Here is a 20,889-nt window from a genome sequence, read left to right on the forward strand (position 1 = left end):
CGTAAGGATGCCCCGCGGCACCCCGTCGTTTCGTTATTTGGGTTTCTTTCCGCCCGGCGTGGGCTTCGGCTGCGGCGCATAGCCGAGGGCCACCCAGTCGGGAACCACGCGGGCGCTTTCGACGTCCGCATGCTCGAATTCGAATCTGCCGGCCTCGCCCTCGACCACAATCTGCTCGCCGTTTACTTCAACGACGTTGCCCTTGAGTCGCCGACGCCCCTCGATCGGGGCCTTCAGCAGCACCTTGACCTCCTGGCCGGCCACGCGGGCGAACTGCCCGGCCGTGAACAGGGGGCGGTCGATGCCAGGGGAGGAGACCTCCAGTACATAGTTGCCGGGGATCGGATCTTCAACGTCCAGGAAGGCCGAGAACTCGCGGCTCGCGGCCTCGCAGTCCTCCACGGTGACCTCGCGCTCGCCACCGGGCACGTCGAGATAGACGCGCAGGGTGCTCTGCCCGCCGGACGGGATGAATTCGATGCCGAGGACCTCTAGACCGAGATCGGCCACGATGTCCGAGAATCGCTGTGAAAGTGCGTTGGTATCCACGTTACCTGCGGTTTTTGCGGTTTTTCCGGTCGCCAGAAACAAAAAAAGGGCGCGAACGGCCCATTCCTTTCGTCGCCGATGTATCCCGACACTCTCCTCCAGCGCCCTCCGCGATGCCCTGACGGCGCTCACAGTGTGTCGCAGGGAGCCTCCTTGCGCCCAACAAAAAAGCCTCACGAGGAGGCTTTCTTGTAAAAAGAAAGTTCCTTGAAGCGTCGCTCGACGAAAGGCCGAAACCGCCGTCAACGCCACTTAAGATTCACGAATTCTATCGCATTTTTGTCCGTTCATGCAAGTTGGCCTACCCCTCTTCCGGGGATACTTTCACGATGACGGATGAACCGCCCTACCCCCGATTCGCCTCCCGAGGCCGCGCCTACGTCTATGTGGTCCCGTGCCGAGACGAGGACCTGCTCAAGCTGGGCTTCTCGCGCGATCCCTTCACCCGGTTCAGCACCCTGCACCGGCGCTTCTTCGAGTTCTTCGACCTCGACCGGGGCCTGCTGGTGGATACCGAGCGTGTCGCAGCCGCGCGGCGGATCGAGCGCAGCCTGATCGATGCCTTCACGGACTATCACGCCATGGCCCCGCTGGTGGTGCCGGCCACGGCGGGCGGACATACGGAGTGGTATCGGGGAGCCCACCCCGAGGTGGCCGGCCTGCTACGGCGCATCGCGACGGAGGAAGGCCTGGCGTTGCAGGAAGGCCTGCGGCCCTGGCTTCGCGCCCATCTCATGACCCGCGCGGACCTGCTCCACGACTGGTCGCTGCGCATCGTCGATATGCTCGACTGGGCCCGTCACAATGCCCCGGGCGATCCGGGTGCGGTACGCCTCCGCCAAGCCTTGCTGGATACCTGGGCCATGTTCGAGGCGGCCGGGATCGACATGCGCTCGCTGGTCCCGGCGTCCGTGAACCACTGGTACGACCACGGCGAGCACCGGCGCCTCTTCGGGGACGACAGCGGCTGACGCCTTCTGGGCCTAGAATGGCCGCGGGGTGAACGGGGGATCGGGGATGGACGACGTATCGGGGCTGGACGTCCACACACTGGGCGTCATCGGCTTGGCGGTGGGGGTGACCATCGCATTGAGTTTCACCCTGCTCAGCCTGGTGCTGCGCGGGATGCTCGCGCTACATATCTGGGCAGCGGCTTTCTGGATGCTCACCGCGGCGGGCCTTGCCGAGGGCTACGACGAGAAGTCGACCTTCCTGTCCGCCATCGTCGGCAGTGTCCTGATCGCCCTTGCCAACGGTGCGATGGTGCTTGGCATAGCCATTCATATCGGGCAGCCGCTGCGCTGGCGCTGGCCGGCACTGGTCATCCTCCTCTTCCTGGCTGTCCAGGTCGGCTTCCTCCTGGCACCCCCGCCACAGGCGGTGGAGGCGGCTGTGTTCGGTGCCAAGAGCATCGTATGGGATGCATGGATGGTCTGGCTGCTGCTCTTCCGCGCGCCGCGGGAATTGCGTACCAGCGCGGCGTTCACCGCGATGATCTTCATCATCGATTCGCTCTTCTACCTGGCACGCGGTGCGGTTTCATTGCACCCGGACATGGATTCCCACGCCCTCCTCGCGACCGTGCTGACCACCTCGAACTACCTCTTCGGCATCCTCTGCACCTTCCTGCTCAGCACCGGGTTCACCTTGATGCTGGCCCAGCGTCTGGTCCACGACCTGCGCCGCGCCGCGGAGGTCGATGGACTGACCGGGCTGCTGAATCGCTCCGCCCTGCTCAAGGAATCCAGCCGGCAACTGGAATCGGCCCGGGGCTATCCGAATGCCGCACTGCTTTTCGACCTGGACAACTTCAAGGCCATCAACGACCACTGGGGCCACGCCGGCGGCGACGCGGTGCTGAAGCATTTCGCCGAGATCATCCGCTCGGGTGGGCTGCCCGCGCATGCGCTTTTCTCGCGCTACGGCGGCGAGGAGTTCCTGCTGCTGGTTCCCGGCATGGATCCCGGTGACGCCGCCGGCCTCGCCGAAACGCTACGGCTGCGCGTGGCCGATGCCCCCGCGCCATACTTCGATGCAAGCATCGCCTTCACCACCAGCGTGGGCGTGTGCGCCTCCAGCGACACGCGCGTGCACCAGTTGATCCAGGCGGCGGACGAAGCGCTTTACCGGGCGAAGAACGCCGGCCGCAACCGCGTCGAGATGGCGTGACCGCAGCGGCGGTCAGGATGGTCCGAGGGGAACCGACAGCAAACTGCGCCATGCACGCGCGGCACGCTCCATGACGTGGACGTGGTGGCACGTGCATGGAATCGGCCCGCTCGCATGCAAACGGTCTTCCAAGGTCGTCACGATGACGGCACGGTCGCCGCGAACATTCCTGGCCACCGACAGATGCGGCACATAGTCGGGAAACGCCCTGCCGTCGCGCGGCCGCTCGGGAAATGCGGTCTCCAGGGCCGCGGCAAGCGCCACGATGGCATCGCCGGGCGATGGTTTCAGCCAGACGGTGGAGGGAAACGCCTGCACCGAGTCCAGGCGGAACGAGGGCGGAGCATGGGCTCGCGCCACCTCGTGCAACCGTTCGATCGCCACTTCATCGATGGCCTCGCTATCGACAAACGGATAGACGAGCGTGATGTGCGCGCAGGTCGCCAACCAGGGGTTCGGCCTCAGGGACCATCAGCGCAAGCAAGGTGCGGCTCATGGATGCATTTTATACCTCGGCCTCGCGCATCCGGCTTGGCGGCAGGTCGTTCACGCGCGCCCATGCGCGACGCAACTGACGGGACGAGCCGAAACCGGAACGCTCCGCCACGGTCTCGACATCCAGGCGCGACCCCGTGAGCAACTCGCGGGCAAGGGCGACCCGCATGCGGTTCACGTAGTCGGTGACGCTCATGCCCGTGTGTTCGTTGAAAAGACGCGAGAGGTTTCGCGGACTCGACGCCGCCACGCGCGCCAGCGAGCCGACCGACCAGTCACGTGCCGGATCGGCCGCCACCGCGTCCTGCGCGCGATGGACCGCGGCATGCATATGATTGCGTCCCTCCAACCACGGCGACAGCTGGGGATCGCCACCCGCCCTGCGCAGATAGACCACCAGGAAACGGGCGACGGCGAGCGCCACCGGCGGCCCCACGAGAGTGGCCACCAGATGCAACATGAGGTCGACCCCCGCTGTGATCCCCGCGCTGGTGAGACGCTCGCCATCCTCTACATACAGACGGTTCTCCCGCACCCGTGCGGCCGGCGCGGCCCGCGTCAGTTGCGCGGTGCAGCCGTGATGCGTCGTGCACTCGTAGCCGTCGAGCAAGCCCGCGCGGGCGACCAGCAAGGCGCCGGAACAGATCGAGATCACGCGCATGCCCGGTCGCACCACCTTGCGCAGCCAGGCGACGATCGCGACCTCACCCGCATCGTCCTCGGCCGCCGTCGTCCGGGCCATACCCAGCGGAACATCGGCCGCCCCAGGAACCAGGATGATGGCTCCTTCCGGAATGCGAGCGGGCAAGGGCAAGATTCCCGCGACGTCCAGGCCGACCGAACTGCCGACCTTTCGCATCGGGCCGAGGTAGACGACATCGAAGCGAACGAGCGCCTGTTCCACATTCGCCCTGCGCAACACTTCGATCGGTCCCGCGACATCGAGCAACAGCACTCGTGGCGGGACCACCACGTAAACCGGTATCGATCGCGGCGAAGCCTTCGGCATCAGGACATCACACGCGGCGGCCCCGCCAACGCCTCGTCCACCGTGGCGATCCGGGCGAACCGATCGGCAAGCACCAGTTCCGTACGAGCCCGGATCTCCGCCGCGCTCCACTCGCGACCCTCCACGTCGACCATCGGAAACGTGAGCGTCGCTTCACCCACGTAGTCGACGTCGTAACCGAGGTCGGAAGCATGACGGGTAGTGGTCTCGCAGCATTGTTCGGTGCGCACGCCGGAAACGATCACTCGCCGGATACCGTGCATCGTCAGCCACACATCGAGGCCCGAACCCACCAACGCGCTGTGGCGGCGCTTGCGGAACGTGGCGTCGGCCTGGACACGAAGCGGCGCCAGGGTGGTCACGAAACCCGACGCTTCGGAAAACACCCCGCTCTCTTCCACATGGAAAATCTGCACGACGGGAATCCCATTTCGCTTCGCCCCATCGACGAGGGCCTGTTGCCTCTCAATATAATCAGCTACATCCTCATCGCGCCAGTACGGGCGCTGTCGAAAGGACTCCTGCGCGTCGATGACGATCAAGGCGGCGTCGGTAACGGACATGGCGGCATTCCTTCGGGAAGAGAACGCCAGTTTCCGCTCCGCCGAACCAGCCCGACAGGCCAAGCGCGGACACGCACCGGACAATTCACGCCATACCAGGTAACCGGGTGGGAAGCGGCGAAGAAAACCCTCCACAAAAAAGCGCCCGCTCTTTCGAGCGGGCGCCTGCTTCACAGCGTCGACTACACGTCGATCAGTTCGTCCACGTCGCCTTCAACGTCACGCCCGAGAACGCGGCGTAGCCGTTGAGCATCACGTAGTAGGTGCCGGTTTGCGGCGAGGCGAACGAGCAGCTTTCCGTGTTGCCCGTGACGTACGGGCGGCAGTTGTAGCTCGACGTGGTGGGTGCCGAGCCGAACTTCACGTACAGGTCGGCGTCGCCCGTGCCGCCCGAGATCGCGATCTTCAGGTTGGTCGCGCCCGAGGGAATCGCCACGGTGAAGTTGAGCTTGCCGTTCTGCGCCGCCGCCAGGCCCGTCACCGCCACGCCGTTCTGCAACACGTTGGTGGGCGGCGGAGTCGTCCCGCCACCGCTCACCCAATTGGCCTGGGCGTAGGTGTTCAGCTTGCCGATGTCGAAGCTGCCGAAGCCGGTCGCCTCGTCGAAGCCGGTGGCCGCGGTATAACCATGGCTCTGGTAGCCGTTGTTACCGGAAGTCACGTCGTGCAACAACGAGGTCTGCGTCGGGAAGGCCTGGTAGAACTTCGAGGCCGGGAAGCCGATGGCGTTGTTCGCCACCGATTCGATGCGCGCGAACGCACCGACGAACAACGGCGAGGCAAGGCTGGTGCCGCCCACCTGCTCCGTCGACCCGTTCACGACGATCAACGCACCGGAGGACGACGCCGCGTCGAACGATATGTCGGGACCGACACGCTTGGTCGAGCTGGTGACCGAGGACTGCCACGACGGCGCCGTCTCGAACAGGCTGGTGCCACCACCGGTCGCCCACAGGCGCTGGTTGTTGTCGCCCTGGCTCGGCGCGATGGCGGACAGGCCTTCGTTCCACACCGTTTCGCCGCTCCACGTCGTGCCGCTGGTGGACAGCTGCGTGCCGCCCACCTGGATCACATAGGGCGAACTGGCCGGCTCGCTCACCGAGTAATGGGTGAGGTCGATCTTCACGGTGCCCGCGGAATTGGCCACGTAACCCGGGGAACCCGACACGGGGTCGGACGACCACTGGTATACGCCCGCATCGCCGGCCGCCACCGAGAACGTCTGCCCCTGTGCCACGGCCTGCTGGAAGATGGCATCGTCGGCGGCCTGCGTACCCGATTGCTCCGCGGCCGTTTCGTCTTCGCCGAGCGAGACGTTGATCAGCTTCGCGATGTTGTCGGTCACGGCACGGTTGAACGTCGCCGTGATGCCCGCGTTCGTGATGCCGCTGGAACTCGAGTCACCGTTGGCCGAGGTATAGAAGATCAACTGTTTCACGCCACCGGCGATGCCGACGATGTCCTGGCTGTCGAGCGACCATTCGCCGTTCGAATCGGGATCGTTGGCGAACGTGCCGCTGCCGACCTTGGTGATGGTGGAGTTCACCGTGGCGAGGCCAGCACTGGACGTGAAGCTGTTGAGATCGGCGACCGTCTGCGTGATCGAACCCCAGGTGATGATGCCCACGGCGGTGTTGGTCGCCGCCGGCACGCTGGAACCGCCGTAGATGGCGGCGAAGTCCTGCGGGTTGTGGGAAGTGACGGCCGCGGTGGCCAGCGTGCTGGTTGCCGGTCCGGGCACCGTCACGTTCTCGGGCTTGTACACGTGGTGCAGCGTGTGTTTGACCGACACGTTCTGCAAGCCCAGCACGGCATCGACCGAATCGCCGAGCGCGGCGGGAACCAGCGCGGGTGTGTCGTTGGCGAAGAACTCACGTCCTTTCGCGTTGAAGCGCTTGATCGACGTATGGAAGCCATTGGCCGCCGTACCCGCGGTGCCGTCGGCGGAGACCAGCAGGTTGTTGGGGGCGACATCGATGTTGGTGAAGCCGGCCTGCCGCAGGTGCGCGACGACCGCGTCGACCTGCGCCTGGGTCGGCGCGAAACGCGCCTTGAACTGATCCGGCGTGAGGAACTTGCCATACAGCGGGTTGCCCGGCGTGGTGACGCCGGCCAGGAAAGTCTGCAGCTGATCGGGATTACGCAACTTGAGGCTGACCGTGACGTGCAACGGCTGGTCGGCCGCCATCGCCGTCACCGCCGCGCCATCGATATGCGGAGACCCCGTCATGTTGAGTGAGTAACCGGTGGCCGCCGTCGATGACGCCGCCGCCGGCAGCATCGCCGCCCTCGTATGCGTGGATACCCACGCGTCCTCCGCATGCGCGGAAAGGGACGACATCGCCAGCGCGATCGCCATCGTCAGTACCGTCTTGCGCGTGATCCCTGAAGCAAATGCATCGATCTTCATGATTGATCCTTCCATTAGCCCGTAGATTGCTTCCGCCATGGCGGAAGCCCTGACACTGCTGGCGTTATGGCTAAGCGGCACCTTCCCCGCCGGTCCGACGGACCCCTGCTGCGTGCATCGCAGGAAATCGCGAATTCCCCCACCGTCCCGCCCGTTACTCCCCCTGCGGGGTCGAGCAATGGGGTGAAGGAGCTTTCGTCAGGCTTTCCACGCGCCCCGGCAGGCGTCACGGACAGGCCTGTCCGTGACGTGACCCACAGAATGGGATGAGAAACGAGGCCACGACACGTCGGGTGCATGCGCGACGACCTGCCCGTCCTAGCGGCGGCTGTTCGTAATTTGCTGCGGAAAAAATCGTCAGGCCGCCGGCTCGACGGACTTGCCATGGCCGGCGGAGGTGTAGCGCCCGATCCACAAGCGGGCGACCAGCTCACGCCCCTCGGTCACGTCGAGGTACTGGATCGGCGCCTGGTGATCCAGGTCCGGCGTGGGGGTGCGCAACCACATGCCGAGTTGCCGGGCGATGTGGACTTCCTGCACGGCCTGGCCACCCGCGGCCAGCGCCACGAAGGTATCGCCCAGGAGTTTCGCCGTCGCCACGATGGCTTCGGAGTCGTGAGGATCAAGGCGCTCGCCCCCGGCCATCCGCCTTGCCATCGCCCGTCGATCCAGGCCGAGGTACAGCACGAGATGCTCGTCCGCGATACGCATGGCCCTGGCCAGGCGGCTCACCCACACCGGTGCGATACCGCGGCGTACCCGGTCGATCCGCTCCATGGGCGCCGCACACGCCACGTCGAGGCAAAAAGCCTTCACCAGCTCGTTGCCTTCCCTGGTACCCATCATCGCCTTCTCCGTTGAACCCACGAGGCACACGGTGGCACACCGCGTGAGGGGACTCGTGAGAATTGCGGACGACCGAACGAACCTTGCTCAAGGCCCCCATCGGGAATGTGACCCCGTCCCTTGCCGCGGGAACGACGTGCTGTGTAACGTCGGGCGATTCCCAAGATGGAGGCCCTCCGTGAAGCGTCTGAGCCTGTTCCTCTCGACCTGCCTCGTCGCTTCGGCGGCCCTGTCCTCCTCCGCCCTGGCCGCCACGCCGCCGCATTTCGCCATCGAAGGCGACCACTTCCTGCTCGATGGCAAGCCCTACGTCATCCGCTCCGGCGAGATGCATTACCCGCGCATTCCCCACACCGAATGGCGCGACCGCCTGCGCAAGGCGCGGGCGATGGGTCTGAACACCATCACCACCTATGCGTTCTGGAACGCCAGCGAGCCGGAGCCGGGCAAGTTCAATTTCAGCGGCGACAACGACATCGCGGCCTTCGTGCGTACCGCGCAGGAAGAAGGGCTCAACGTGATCGTGCGCCCCGGTCCCTTCGTATGTGCGGAATGGGAGTTCGGTGGATTCCCCGCCTGGTTGCTGCGAACACCGGGGCTGCGTGTCCGCTCCCTGGACCCGCGCTTCCTGCAGGCGAGCGCGGCATGGTTCAAGCGCCTTGGGAAGGAACTCGCGCCGCTGATGAGCACCCATGGCGGCCCTATCCTCATGATGCAGGTGGAGAACGAATACGGTTACGTCGGTAACGATCGCGACTACATGGAAGCGATCCGCCGGCAGATGATCGATGCCGGTTTCGACCTGCCGCTATTCATGTCGAATGGTCCGGGCCCCACCTGGATGGCGCGGGGAACGTTGCCCGGCATGCTATCGGTCATCAACTTCACCGGCGACGCGGCGAAGACCGAACGCGCGTTCCATCGTTCCGAGCCTCTCATGCAAGGCATGCCCAGGATGGCCGGCGAGTACTGGAGTGGTTGGTACGACCGCTGGAGCGAGCCGCACAACACGCGCACGGCCAACGAAGTGGCCGGTGCCGTCGGCTGGATGCTCGATCACGGCATCTCGTTCAACCTCTACATGGTCGATGGCGGCACGAACTTCGGCTGGATGAACGGCGCGAACAACGAGGACGGCAAGTACCTGCCCGTCACCACCAGCTACGACTACGATTCGCCGATCGACGAAGCCGGCCGGATCACGCCCAAATACCAGGCGCTGCGCAAGGTCATCGCCGCCCACCTTCCCAAGGGCGAGTCGTTGCCCAAGGTACCCCCGTCGTCGCCGACCGTCGCCATTCCTCGCTTCGAGTTGAACGAATCGGTGAGCCTGCTCGACGCCCTGCCCCTGTTGTCGAAGGCACAAACGAGCCTGACGCCGCACGGCATGGAAACCTATGGCCAGGACTATGGCCTGATCCTCTATCGCAAGAAGCTCGATGCCGACGCCAAGGGCAAGCTCGACGTCAACGACGTGCACGACTATGCGACGATCCTGGTCGATGGCCGCCCCACCGGCACGCTCGACCGGCGCAAGCTCGAACACGAATTGCCCGTGGACCTGAAGACCGGCGACACCCTCGACCTCGTCGTGGAGAACATGGGCCGGATCAACATCGGCACCGGCATGGAAGAGGACTACAAGGGCATCACCTTGTCCGTGCAGGTCGCCGGAAACGACCTCACGAACTGGACCGTCTATCCCCTGCCCCTCGAGGATCTCTCGGGCCTGACGTTCAAGGCAGGCACGCCGTCGCAAGGGCCCGCGTTCTGGCACGGCAGCTTCAACGTAAGCAAGGTCGCGGGCACCTTCCTCGACATGCGCGGCTGGAACAAGGGCAACGCCTGGGTGAACGGACATCACCTCGGGCGTTTCTGGAACATCGGGCCCCAGCAGACGCTCTACGTGCCACCGTCATGGCTGCACGAAGGACGCAACGACATCGTCGTCCTCGAGATGCAGCCCGGGGGCACGCATGCGATCGCCGGGCTCGCGGACCCTGCTTTCGGCAGCGCCCCGAAGTGACCGGAATGACATAGCCGCCGTACTCCAGGCGTGGCAGGATGGCCTCGGCACGCATGGCTTTCGGGGGAGGAAGCGCGGCATGGAGAAGGCGGGGCGTTATCTCGGTTACATGGCGGCCTGCTTCGCGCTGCCCGTCGCGCAGATCGTCGTCCCGGCACTCGCCGGGCGCGAACTGCCGGAGCTCGCCTACTACCTCATGCTGTTCGCATCCGGCGCGGCATGCCTGGCCGCACTCGTCTGCCTGCGTGTACCTACCTACGAGCGTCGTACCATGGTTTGCCTGGCCCTGGGCCTGGCCTGCTGGTTCGTAGGCATGGCCTATGCCATCGCCCGCTCGGGAACCGACGAAAACCTGATATCCACGTACGTACTGTTCGTCAGTTACGGCGTGCCTTTGCTCTATGCCGCCGTCTCGACCCGCGACGAACCGTCCATGCTCTCACGGAGGATCGTCGACGGCTCATTGCTCGTCCTGCTGGTCATCCTCTGCTACCTGGGTGTGCGTGACCTGCGCGATGCCAATGGTTTCCTCAAGAACGAAGACATGGTCTGGGTGGTCATCGCCTTCGACGTCGAAAACGTCTTCCTGTTTCTCACCTTCCTGGTTCGCAGCCTGACGGCCACGGAGGAGCGGGAGCACCGATTCTTCAGGCTGACCACGGTCTTCCTGGCTCTCTATGCGCTCGCCGCCGGCATCCATAACCACGACGAGCTCCATCCCAACCTTCCCGTCTTCCAGCAACTGGCGGACGTGTTGCCCACCGTACCCTTCATGGCGCTCGTCTGCCTGTTGCATGCGCAGCGCCATGGCCGCCCCTTCGAACCGACGCGACACCGCTGGGCACGTCAGTTGTCGATGAGTCTCGCGCCGGGCCTGCTGCTCGCGGCGATCTTCGCGCTGAGCCTCGGCATCAGAGAGACCCAGGGAACATTCGGCCGCGTCGTGCTTGCGTTGGCGATGCTTGCCTATGTCGTCCGCGTGACGCAGACCCAGTTCTGGTTTGCGCGCACACGCGACATGTTGTCCGAAGCCCTGGCAGCGGTGGAACGCGTATCGCTACTGGACGAATTGACCGGCATTCCCAACCGTCGCGCCTTCGATCAGGCCTTCGTCGAGCGCACGAAGGAAGCGGCACGAGAAGGCAAGCCAGTGAGCGCGCTGATGATCGACGTGGATCTGTTCAAGACGTTCAACGACACGCGTGGTCACCCCGAGGGGGATGTGGCGCTCCGCGCCGTGGCGCGCCTGCTCGCCGGTACGCTGAGGCGCCCAACGGATTTCATCGCCCGTTATGGCGGCGAGGAATTCGTCGCCCTGCTGCCAGGTGCCGACCGGCTCGGAGCACAAGTCGTCGCACGCCGGATGAATCGCGCCATCTACGACGCCCAACTCGAGCACGCGCATGGCATCGACGGCCGGGTGACGGTCAGTATCGGGGTGGCAACGGGATGGCCACCAGGTGTGCAGAACCTGGTACGCGAGGCGGACCAGGCCCTGTATGCCGCGAAGGGTTCCGGACGTAACCGCTACGTCTCGGGTAGCGAAGCCCTCGAACCCGGCTGAATCAGATCGCTCCGCGAGCCTTCAACACGGCCGCTTCCGCGCCCATGCGGCGCGAGGCTTCCGCCACTTCCTTGCTGACGATGGTCTTGCCGATCGGTGCCAGCGCGATGCCGGCCAACTTGAGGTGCTGGATGCCGAAGGGAATGCCGATGATCGTCACGAAGCAGGCGATCGCCGAACACACGTGGCCGATAGCCAGCCAGATGCCGGCGAAGACGAACCAGACGATATTGCCGATCGTGCCGAGGCCGCTCGTACCGATGTCGCCGCGTCCCGAAAGCTCGCGGCGGCTGATCGCTTCACGGCCGAACGGCAGGAAGGCGAACTGCCCGATCACGAAGCAAGCGCGGCCCCACGGGATACCGACGATGGTCAGGAAGCAGAGAATCCCCGCCACCCACCATCCCAGGCCCATGACGAACCCGCCCATCACGAACCACAACACGTTTCCTATCGCTCTCATGCCTTGCTCCTTTGGTGACTTGGTGTGAAACGTAATCGCGAAAAGCCGGTGGGATAAGTGTCGGAATACCTAGACGAACAAGCAAAAGAAAAGGCGCGAACCGGAGTTCGCGCCTTTGGAAAACTGGTAGCGGGGGTAGGATTCGGGCTTTATCTGACAGAATCACTACGTATTCCTCTCGACGGGGCGCCCAATTCGTAGCTGCCGGTCGCAAACTCTTTTACCCTGCCCCCTACTACTGTCAGGGGCAAAGTTTATGCTACGGCACATATTCGGCAAAAAGGCTGAACTATCCTCCGCAGGAGGTCCCCTGCATTTCCGCTCGAATAAAGCTGCTTTCGAAATGGAGTGCAAGTACACCGGTACCCGCGTACAGGTGGGAACCCAGCATCTAGCGCTGATCGTTGAACCCGGAGACGAAGCGCAAGAGCGTTTCTACAAGGTCCTGATCGCCGACGAAGACGGTCCTTTCACCGCTTTCGCCGTGATTCTCTCCGATCTTGGAAGCCCGCTCTCCAGTGGTGACATGGCGACGTGGAGGGCTTTCGAATACTCGGGTGTGTTAGCCGAGACCTTGCCCGGCGATGCCCGCTCTGGTTGGATTGGCATCCTCACGTCGAGGGTCCGGCCATCGTACGACCCGACGAATGGCTGGCAGAGGTACTGACTCAATGCAAGCGATTTATGTACCTTTCCTCGGTACGCTCATAGCGGCAATTATTGCGGGCTTTGGTGCATACATTGTCAGTCGTCGCATGCATTGGCTTCAGACGAAGCGCGATATTTACATGGACGTCGCCGTTGCCTTCTCGAAAGGCATCCGCGTAATCGCGACCTTCATTGACCCGAACGTCCCGATGCACGAGGCAACTGCCCAATTCGTAGAGACGGCGGACGCGCCGGTGAAGGCACACGTAGTGGCTGGCTCGCGTCTCTCCAAGGCCATCATGAACATGGGTGAGTTGCTGAGCAAGACACAAGCAGAGGCCATGTCCTACCGGATGGCCATGACGCCCTGGGAGGCACAGATCATGGCAGCCGAGATGATGCTCGCGCGAATCAATCCGGAAATCGACGCTATCCTGGCTGAGCGCACTCGCTACAACGTGGAAGGTACGAATGATGCGCGGCGATGGGAAGTCCTTTCGAACAATCTCAAGTTTCAAGAGGGGCAGCGACAGCATTTTGTTGACAAAGCGCAAACTGGGCGTTTGAAGGTACGAGAACTGGTATTGCTCGCCGGCGAATCTTTAATGAAAAAGCTGCAAAGCTCGGGGGGCTGCTGGACGGAAGTGATAGGGGCCATGCGAGAGGAACTCGGCCACAAATTCGATTCTGCTGCATTCTTGACAATGCACAACGCCCTTGTAGATGCAGCAAAGTTTAATGTCGACGCACTACGAACAATGATTACGAAATCAGATGAGGAATCGTGATGAAACGATCCTTACTGTTGCCGAAATCGTGCGCGACTCGGCCGCTATGAACGAAGCCGCGCTCGCCGGCGACTTCGACGAGGCTCGGTTCCGTGTCCAGCTGATCGTCGCGAAGGCCGACGCAGCTGGATACCTGGACGTTGTCCTGGCCGCCGCCTACACAATGGACCGCCTGGGGCCGATGGGCAGTACCCCGCGAGACGGATACGGCGTGGGCATGCTTAGGGTGGCGGGCGAACTCGACAAAATCGGATTCGACCCACTGTAAAAAGGCGGCGCCGGCTCCAAGAATGCCGACGCCGCCAACGCTCCCGAGGATGACCGGCCACGGGGGCGGAACTGCGATCAGTAGGCCTTCAGGGCTACTGACCGCCGAACACCGCGGAGAAATCAGGCGCACGGCCGGGGGTATTCTCGGTGGGACTCCACCAACTCGACTGGTTCCGCTGAGCCATGCGCTGCTGCACGCGATCGCGATAACCGGGCGATAGATTTTCCATGATGTTGTTATAGACGAGGTGGTTGAATGCGGCCTTGGCGTACCAGATGCGCGTCAAGGGGGCCATGTAGTTCCGGGTGAAACGCAGGCCCTGGGCACCGAACTGGTCAGGACGTACGGTCTGCTCGCCCGGCTCCGCTTCCAGGCCGGCCGCACCGGATGCGGTCGAGATGCCATTGTGGAAGATATTTATCGCGTCTTCGATCATCGTCGCGCCCGGCCCAAGCAGCTTGGCGAGTGCGCCGTTCTGGTGATCGCCCTTGTCGCCGAACATGAAATCGCCGTACATACCCAGGCCGCCGGACGCCACGAGGATCTTGCCCAGCCCCTTGCGGGTCACCAGGTCCTCGGGGTCTTGTCCGTTGACGATGTTCTTCACTTCCAGGGACAGCGCGCCCAACGCCGCCGAGCCCGCCATGAACTTGGCCCGGTAGGCCATTGCTGATTTCCAGTCGTCCAGACCGCGCGGCACGTCGAACATGTGGGTCTTGAAGATGCCCAGCGGCGTCTGCTTCAGGAACAGGAGCCACGAGAACAACTCGTGGCGCAGGGTGCCGCGGTCGCTCGGGTCGAGCCCCATGCCTACCTGATCCGCCACGGTCGCGCCAGCGCCGCCGCGGGCGCCAGCCTGCACCTCGTGCAGCGCCGTGCCGATCAGGTGCTGGGCAGCTTCGGCGCGGAGGTTGCGGATCTCGCGCTGCACTTCCTGTCCATAGCGATCTTGAAACGCATCGTTCAACTCGCGGCGCTTGCCGGCGTTCTCACGCATCTGCACGCTGAATTCGTCCAGCGCCGTGAGGTGATCGTCCAGGCGCTTGGCAAACGTCTTGGACTTATCGTCGATAGCCCCTTGGCGTTCCTTTGCGGCGAGGTCTGCGGTCTTCTGTGCCGCTTCGATCCGAGCCTCAGCCGCAGCCTGCCGGCGGCCGAGGGCTTCGGCCTTGTCCGCCACGCCGCGGCCATACCGCTGGACGAGACGGTCCATTTTCTCGCCGACGCCTGGTGTCGCAGCAAAGTTCTCGACGACGGAATCTGACTTGCGATCTGGGTGCGTTCGCTGCTTGATGACGCCGCGCTCAATGTCGGCACCTTCCTGCACCGCTTCGAGAAAGTCCCGGGCGCGGATCTGCGTATCCGCCGTCGACAGGTAACGCGCGATGTCCGTGTGCACCTCAGCGCGGGCTACCTGTGCCCGAACCTGTTCAGCTCGAGCATCGAGGACGCCCTGCGCGTGGCCGTCCTTCACCGACGCGCGCGCCTTCATGGCATCTAACGTTTCTTTGGTCTTCTGTTTCAGGGCGTCGAACTTCTCCGTCTTGCCCCGCACCCATTCGATTTCCTGCTGGGTACGGGCGTCGCGCGCGGCGGCATCGGCCTCGAACTGCTTGTTGATGCCGCTGGTGCGCTGCTCGGCCAGGGATCGAAGCTTCGCGTCGGGGATGTCGTAAATCGCATCTGGCGTCAGCATCGTGTGGTTGCCACTTTCCCCGGTGTCGAGGTCGGCCAGCTTCCAGGTGTTCCAGATGTCGGATGTGATGCCGCGCTTCTGCACGTATTGCGCGGTCTTCGGGTCCAGCGCCGCGTAGTCGGTCTTACTGACGTGATCGCCCAGCATGTCCATGATGCTGGCGCTGACGCCGTGCGCCATGCCACGGTCCCACATTCGCAGGCCGGAGCCGACGTGCACAACGTGGTTCAGGAACCGGATGCCGTGCGGTCCCAGTTCCTCGCTGCCGAAGCGGTTGGCTGCCGACTCCAGCCCGTCGACCACGATGCCGAGGCGGGAAATTGTCTTGCGATTTGCCGGGTTCAGGCCCTCACCGATATTGCCGAGCACCTTGGACCGGGCCACGCCTTGCAGCCGGCTGTAGCCCACCGCCATCTGCAAATCGGGGATCGCGGACAAGGTAGATGAGCCCAACAGAGTCGAGCCCGCCAACCCGCGAATCGCCTGCGACACCTTCACCCAGCCGGGCATCGAGCCTGGATGGTCGGGCTGGCGCATGGCCTGCCATTCCTTGAGGGTGCGCTTCTTCAGTTTCTCCAGCTTCTGTAGCGCCTTCTCGCGCTTCTCCGGCGTCGCGCCCTTCACGGCCTTGGCATCATTGGCGAACGCCTTCTCGACCATTTGGGGGAAGAAGTTGTCGGCGTCCCGACCGAACGAGCGCACCGCCGCAATGTCGCGAGACACACCGTTGAGGTGATGCAGCAGCATGGCGTGCACGTTATCGGCCGAACCGTACTTATCCATCATCGACGAATAGGCTTCGGCGCTTTTGAAGAACAGCTGGCGCGGAGCATTTCGGCTGCCGCCTACTGTGCCGGAGAACCCGGTGCCTTGCTTCTCGGCGCGCTTATTGGCGCCGTTCGTACCGAGGGTTTCAGCCGAGGCGCGGACCAGCTTCTCGCGCTCGGCGGCCGCCATCGGCGAGCCATCCTGATTGATATAGCGGTCAGGATCGATCGCGTCCAGGGCGTCTTTGACGAACTGCTCGCGGTCAGCGCCTACCTTTTCCCACGCCCACGGCTGCGGCGTATGCCAGTCATCCAGGCGGTTGATGTTGATGCCAGCATCCTGCATCTGCTGCAGCGCTTCGTCCAGCACTTTGCGCACCGTGGCTCCCGCCTGGTCGACCTGCGGCTTGCCTGTCGGTTCGTCACGGATCGCCTTCATCAGGTCGCGCTGTTCCAACGGATCTTGCACCATGCCCCAAAACTTGCCGCGACCGCCGATGTCTTCCAGACGGCGCACGAGGTCGCGGAATACCGCCTTACGCTTCGTCTCCACGGAGAGGTCGCCTCCGCGCGCCTCCGCGTCGTACACCGCGCGCTGACGCAATGCCGCGAGTTGTCCCTCCCCCTTGCCGGTTCCGGGCTTGAACGATTCCAGCCGGCGCAATTGGTCGGCCTTGATCTCCATGTCCCGGATCGTGTTCGACTGAGCGCGCGTCACGTCCTCCAGCGTCTTCTGTCGGGCGAGCTTGGCGCCCTCCTGCAGGCGCTGATCGCGAGACAGCATGCGCCAGCGGCCGGGGTCCTTAGCCTGCAATTCCTGCATAGACGAGAAAATCCGCGTCTCAATAGAATCCAATTCACCCTTGGTCGGCTTACGGCCAAGGGCCTGTTCAATCGCCTGCGCGCATGCCGGCTTCATGCGGCACCGCCGGTGCGGGCGAAGCGATACACATCGTCAGCGAGGTCGGCCAACTTCGAGAGTGCGCGCCGGACTTCCGCAAGGGCGAAATCCGCGCCGTTCGATGTCGCGAGGCGAAGCATCCCGATGCTCCGGCGAGCGTCACCCACTTTGCGCTCGAGCTGGTCGAGACGATCGCCGAGCGACGTCGCGAGCCGAGAAGGATGAGAGACTGAGCTGACTTCCACCGCGTCGACCTCCATCACTGACGACCCGACAGGTCGGTGGACCCCGAAATGTTCGCGTTAGTGACGGCCGCTTTCAGCTCGACCGCCAGTTCGATGACGTGTCCGGGAAATGACGCGTGCTGAATCAGCTGCGCGACGATGTCTTGGTGTTCGGGCTTGTCGAAGGTCATTGGGACTCCTTGGTGATCGGCTTACCAGCCGGAGGTGGCGCAGGGAACGTAAAATTGGTTGCCGCTCGAATCCTTGATTGCCAAAATTCGCGTCGCCGAGAAAGCCGATGGCGTTGTCGCAGTTGCGACGGCGTAATCGAATTGCACACGGCCCGTACCTTTCGGCGTGAGCTTGATGTCGATATTCGTATCGGAGCCAGCGCCGGAGAGCTGCACCTTGCCCTGACCCGAAGTGCTCCCGAGGACATACAGAAAGTTCGCCGTCGCGCTGACGCCCGAGCCGGCCTGGATGATGGGATTTCCGTTGACGTCCGCGAGGGAGGCGCCGCTGTCCGTAAAGCGCAGCTGCGTGCCCAGCGAAGCCGTAGACACGCTTCCGTCGATCACTGAGGTGATGTTGCCAGCGGAGTTGTACCAAACCATCCGATGCCCGCGTGCGAAGGCGATGGCCGTGCCCGCTCCGGTCACTCCGTTGGTGCCGACGATGGAGGTCGCACCGAAGTTCAGGCCGAGTTTGAACGACTTGGGGTTCGATTGAATGTTGATCGCCGCGCCAGCATCAAACTGTCCGGCAGCTGGCATCTCGGCGCCGCATGCGATCTGAAGGCCGTTTACGATCGGCTGCTGGTAGGGATTGGGCGAGGCAAGATCGGAGGCCAGCGTACGCACATCAATTTCGATGCCGTAGGTGCCCGAGTTGTTGGCACCCATGCGGTGGGCTTCGACGTAATGGCCCCAGGCGAGGGTCGACAGCGTCGGATTATCGTTGACCGCAATAGAGAACCCACCGATGGCCGAGGTTCCGGCGTTGGTGAAGTTCTTGCTGCGGGCGCCAGTGATGAACGAAATGCCCGCGTTAGAGTTGTCATTATTCAGGACGACCAGGTTGCCGTTGAGTGTCGCACCCGTGTAGCCATTCGCGTTCTGGAAGTCGGAAAACCAGTCGTTGCTCACCTGCGGGAACCGGCCGTCGACCTTCGTCGCACCCGCAATTAACACTCGGTCGTTGAAGCGATGAATTCCGGCGCCGTTTTGCGCGAAGAATTGATTGGTGGGTGCCTGGCTGACACCGTATCCGGCCGGCCACCCGATCAAGGCGGCACCTGTCCCCGGGGACGTGCTCGCGAGATTCGTTTTCGTGACCAGTGCGTCCGGGGCCAGCCCGGACGACACGCCCGCGGCGATCGTCGACACTTGGTCGAGGGTAGGCATGTCTGTCCCGTTTACTGCCGCGCCAGCGTTGACGAGCCGGTTTCCCGCAAGGTCGAATGAGATGCCCAGCGCGTCTCGCACGAGCGCGCGGCCGAGCCTCGTGTCCAACTGCTGCAACCCCATCGCGTTGCGATCGAGTGCTTTCTCGTGGCTCGCCGAGGGAAATCGGTTGTTCTCGGGATATGCGGTTTGCTGGATGAATGCGAGGTTTCGCTCGATGTACAGCTGGTCATCGCTCGCAGGGGGCGTGCTCATGTTGAGCGTGCCGCCAAGCTGGTTGCCCGCGCCGCTGACGGTGTACTGTGAGTTCAAGGTGAGAACTGATGTCACGCCCGTCGCCGCGACTTTGTAGGAAACCTTCAGATCCGTGTCTAGGAGGAAATAGAACGGGATTGGGAACACCTGGGTGGCTCCATTCCCTGCGTAACTGGCGGTGGACGTAGTGGTGTTGACGGTCATGAGTAGTCCTTAGCCGTAGTACGCGATGTTGAGGAACGCGCCAGCGCCTTCCGCGATGAACTGCACGGCGGATAGCGTTCCGACGTATTCCTGAGTTGTGCTGGTGCTCAGGAGCCTCATGCCGATAGATGCGGTGGGCGCGCCGCCAAAGTCGCGATAGCGAATATTTGCGCCCTCGGCTTGGATGGTCGCGAGGCGTGCTCCGACAGGTGGCGTCAGGCCGGAGGGCGCGCCAGTGCCGATTGAGACGCGTTGGTACCCGAGCGGTGTCAGGCTCGCGCGCACGGCGGCGAAGGTGGCGATACGCTCGCCGTTGGATCGACGATCGTAGCCGCTCATTTCTTGTACCCCCGCGCCTTCAGCTCGCGATCGGCGGCGCGCGCGATCAGCGATTTGATGAGGTGCATGTCGTTGCCCAGGTTCGTCCGCTCGAGAATCGCCGGCAGGTTCGGGTGGTCACGGGCGAGGAGGGCGAACTCGCGGCGCGCCACGCGGCCATATCCTTCGGCGTCGTCCCCGAATTCACGCACCATGGCGGCGTGCGTGTCTGCCGTTGCTTGGCGTTGCGCATCGGGTGCCATCGCCGGCTCGCGGAGTGCTTTCTCAATGCGCCCGCTGTAGAACTTGGCGAGGCCCGGTTCAATGCCAGCCCCAACGGCGAAGGCCTCGGCTTCCTGCGCGGTGCGTCCCGGGTTCACCTCGATCGGCGAAGGCGTCGCTTCCGTTGCGCCGTCCGTCGACGGCAGTTTTCCGGCGTCAGCCAGCGCCGATGCCATGATGTCCTCGGTAAGAGAGCTGCTGTATGCGCCGCTGCGGACCATTCCTTCCGCTTCAGTCGGGGCCGGCGCGCCCATCAGGCCGCTGGTATTCGCCGGAGCATCGGGGGTAACGGGAACACCTTTGGCGGCCAGGGCCTCCGCCATGATGCTTTCGGTGGAGGCGTACGCCTGCTCGCTCATGCGTTGCCACCGGTAACAAGCACGGTGTCACGCGCCTGGATAATGCAGGCAGTCGAATCTGCATAGCGCTTCCCGATGGTGATCGGGCTTTCGCTATACGTCAGGGGCGGGCCGCCGGGGAGGCCGTTGCGGGAATATCCGTGTTTCACGAGGTCGGCAGCGACCTTCTCGCCGATCGCGAACGCCGCGGCGGTATCGTGCCGCGGGTACCCGGGCGGGATCAGGCGGCATACTTCCGCGGTCGCGGCGCACAGCTGCGCATAGAGCGGGCCGAGTTCGGCGAGCTTGTTCTCGAGCTTGAGAGCCACCGACTCGCGCGCCTTGGAGGCTTCGATACAGTGGCGCCAGGCTGTGTCCGCGACACCACGTGCCAGGTCTTCTTGAGCCTTGGCGTCGCGGCGCAGGATGCCGTCCAACGCCAGCTCGGCGCGCTGCACGACGTCACGGTGTTTCACTAGCGCCGCGTGAGCCTTGTCGGCGTCGGACTGCGGGCGCGAGCCATCGGCAGCGGCCACGGCGAGATCCTGATACTCGCGGGTCAGCTTGTCTTCCTCCTCGGTCAGCGTTGCGAGCTTTGCCCGCAGCGCGTCGGGAAGGGTCTTCGAGGAATTGGTCAGGCTTTCGAACATGTGTGGCTCCGTTGGCAAGGCCCGCGATCTGGAAAATTCAATTCAAAAAA

20 protein-coding genes are annotated in these 20,889 nt (G+C 63.8%); 6 read left to right on the top strand and 14 right to left on the bottom strand.

The features are described from left to right. Positions 1–33: 33 nt before the first annotated feature. Entirely contained in the window at positions 34–549 is a 516-nt protein-coding gene (gene rimP / locus AB6730_RS07100) for a ribosome maturation factor RimP (RefSeq protein ID WP_371022957.1), read from the bottom strand. Between the two features lie 329 nt (positions 550–878). Between rimP and AB6730_RS07105 the strand changes: the two genes are divergently transcribed. Together AB6730_RS07105 and AB6730_RS07110 are read left to right on the top strand one after the other, a co-directional pair. Next, positions 879–1,520 carry a GIY-YIG nuclease family protein gene (locus AB6730_RS07105; RefSeq protein WP_371022958.1) on the top strand — a complete coding sequence of 214 codons (642 nt, stop codon included), beginning with the start codon at positions 879–881 and terminating at the stop codon, positions 1,518–1,520. A 46-nt stretch (positions 1,521–1,566) separates the two neighbouring features. After that, the gene (locus AB6730_RS07110; protein WP_371022959.1) at positions 1,567–2,718 is read left to right on the top strand and encodes a GGDEF domain-containing protein; all 1,152 of its coding nucleotides are present in this window, start codon (positions 1,567–1,569) and stop codon (positions 2,716–2,718) included. A gap of 12 nt (positions 2,719–2,730) precedes the next feature. Here the strand turns inward: AB6730_RS07110 and AB6730_RS07115 are convergent, their stop codons facing one another. The 5 genes from AB6730_RS07115 to AB6730_RS07135 all read right to left on the bottom strand — a co-directional run bounded on the left by AB6730_RS07115 (position 2,731) and on the right by AB6730_RS07135 (position 8,041). Further along, positions 2,731–3,165, bottom strand: a complete 435-nt coding sequence (locus tag AB6730_RS07115; RefSeq protein ID WP_371022960.1) for a 2'-5' RNA ligase family protein — start codon at positions 3,163–3,165, stop codon at positions 2,731–2,733. A gap of 58 nt (positions 3,166–3,223) precedes the next feature. Next, a complete protein-coding gene (locus tag AB6730_RS07120) occupies positions 3,224–4,183 on the bottom strand; it encodes a GlxA family transcriptional regulator (protein ID WP_371022961.1) in 960 nt (319 codons plus the stop codon). A gap of 38 nt (positions 4,184–4,221) precedes the next feature. Beyond that, positions 4,222–4,785: an isochorismatase family protein gene (locus AB6730_RS07125; protein WP_371022962.1), complete on the bottom strand. Its 564-nt coding sequence runs from the start codon at positions 4,783–4,785 to the stop codon at positions 4,222–4,224. Positions 4,786–4,978: 193 nt separating this feature from the next. Continuing rightward, positions 4,979–7,195, bottom strand: a complete 2,217-nt coding sequence (locus AB6730_RS07130) for a protease pro-enzyme activation domain-containing protein (RefSeq protein WP_371022963.1) — start codon at positions 7,193–7,195, stop codon at positions 4,979–4,981. Between the two features lie 357 nt (positions 7,196–7,552). Further along, complete coding sequence (locus AB6730_RS07135; protein WP_371022964.1) at positions 7,553–8,041, bottom strand: antitoxin Xre-like helix-turn-helix domain-containing protein; 489 nt, start codon at positions 8,039–8,041, stop codon at positions 7,553–7,555. A 178-nt stretch (positions 8,042–8,219) separates the two neighbouring features. Between AB6730_RS07135 and AB6730_RS07140 the strand changes: the two genes are divergently transcribed. Together AB6730_RS07140 and AB6730_RS07145 are read left to right on the top strand one after the other, a co-directional pair. After that, entirely contained in the window at positions 8,220–10,067 is a 1,848-nt protein-coding gene (locus AB6730_RS07140; protein ID WP_371022965.1) for a beta-galactosidase, read from the top strand. 79 nt (positions 10,068–10,146) lie between these two features. Then, a complete protein-coding gene (locus tag AB6730_RS07145) occupies positions 10,147–11,631 on the top strand; it encodes a diguanylate cyclase (RefSeq protein WP_371022966.1) in 1,485 nt (494 codons plus the stop codon). A 1-nt stretch (position 11,632) separates the two neighbouring features. Here the strand turns inward: AB6730_RS07145 and AB6730_RS07150 are convergent, their stop codons facing one another. Continuing rightward, complete coding sequence (locus AB6730_RS07150; RefSeq protein WP_371022967.1) at positions 11,633–12,094, bottom strand: YccF domain-containing protein; 462 nt, start codon at positions 12,092–12,094, stop codon at positions 11,633–11,635. A gap of 671 nt (positions 12,095–12,765) precedes the next feature. Here AB6730_RS07150 and AB6730_RS07155 point away from each other — a divergent pair. Both AB6730_RS07155 and AB6730_RS07160 read left to right on the top strand, forming a co-directional pair. Then, complete coding sequence (locus AB6730_RS07155) at positions 12,766–13,530, top strand: hypothetical protein (protein ID WP_371022968.1); 765 nt, start codon at positions 12,766–12,768, stop codon at positions 13,528–13,530. Continuing rightward, the gene (locus AB6730_RS07160; RefSeq protein WP_371022969.1) at positions 13,517–13,798 is read left to right on the top strand and encodes a hypothetical protein; all 282 of its coding nucleotides are present in this window, start codon (positions 13,517–13,519) and stop codon (positions 13,796–13,798) included. Before AB6730_RS07155 ends, AB6730_RS07160 begins: the two co-directional genes overlap by 14 nt. Before the next feature lie 94 nt (positions 13,799–13,892). Here AB6730_RS07160 and AB6730_RS07165 read toward each other — a convergent pair whose 3' ends face one another. Genes AB6730_RS07165 through AB6730_RS07195 form a run of 7 tightly spaced genes read right to left on the bottom strand, consistent with a single transcriptional unit; the run spans position 13,893 to position 20,839 of the window. Then, positions 13,893–17,183 carry a hypothetical protein gene (locus AB6730_RS07165; protein WP_371022970.1) on the bottom strand — a complete coding sequence of 1,097 codons (3,291 nt, stop codon included), beginning with the start codon at positions 17,181–17,183 and terminating at the stop codon, positions 13,893–13,895. Then, positions 17,180–17,425, bottom strand: a complete 246-nt coding sequence (locus AB6730_RS07170; protein ID WP_371022971.1) for a hypothetical protein — start codon at positions 17,423–17,425, stop codon at positions 17,180–17,182. Before AB6730_RS07170 ends, AB6730_RS07165 begins: the two co-directional genes overlap by 4 nt. Continuing rightward, a complete protein-coding gene (locus tag AB6730_RS07175; RefSeq protein WP_371022972.1) occupies positions 17,425–17,580 on the bottom strand; it encodes a hypothetical protein in 156 nt (51 codons plus the stop codon). Before AB6730_RS07175 ends, AB6730_RS07170 begins: the two co-directional genes overlap by 1 nt. A 21-nt stretch (positions 17,581–17,601) precedes the next feature. After that, positions 17,602–19,251, bottom strand: a complete 1,650-nt coding sequence (locus tag AB6730_RS07180) for a hypothetical protein (protein WP_371022973.1) — start codon at positions 19,249–19,251, stop codon at positions 17,602–17,604. Positions 19,252–19,260: 9 nt separating this feature from the next. Then, on the bottom strand, positions 19,261–19,590 hold the full coding sequence (locus AB6730_RS07185) for a hypothetical protein (RefSeq protein WP_371022974.1): 330 nt from the start codon (positions 19,588–19,590) through the stop codon (positions 19,261–19,263). Beyond that, positions 19,587–20,210: a hypothetical protein gene (locus AB6730_RS07190; RefSeq protein ID WP_371022975.1), complete on the bottom strand. Its 624-nt coding sequence runs from the start codon at positions 20,208–20,210 to the stop codon at positions 19,587–19,589. Before AB6730_RS07190 ends, AB6730_RS07185 begins: the two co-directional genes overlap by 4 nt. Next, positions 20,207–20,839, bottom strand: coding sequence for a hypothetical protein (locus AB6730_RS07195; RefSeq protein ID WP_371022976.1), 633 nt, complete (start codon positions 20,837–20,839; stop codon positions 20,207–20,209). The genes AB6730_RS07190 and AB6730_RS07195 overlap by 4 nt, the downstream gene beginning before the upstream one ends. Positions 20,840–20,889: the final 50 nt, after the last annotated feature.

Source organism: Luteibacter sp. RCC_6_2 (assembly GCF_041360655.1).
In the GTDB taxonomy this organism is placed as follows: Bacteria; Pseudomonadota; Gammaproteobacteria; order Xanthomonadales; family Rhodanobacteraceae; genus Luteibacter.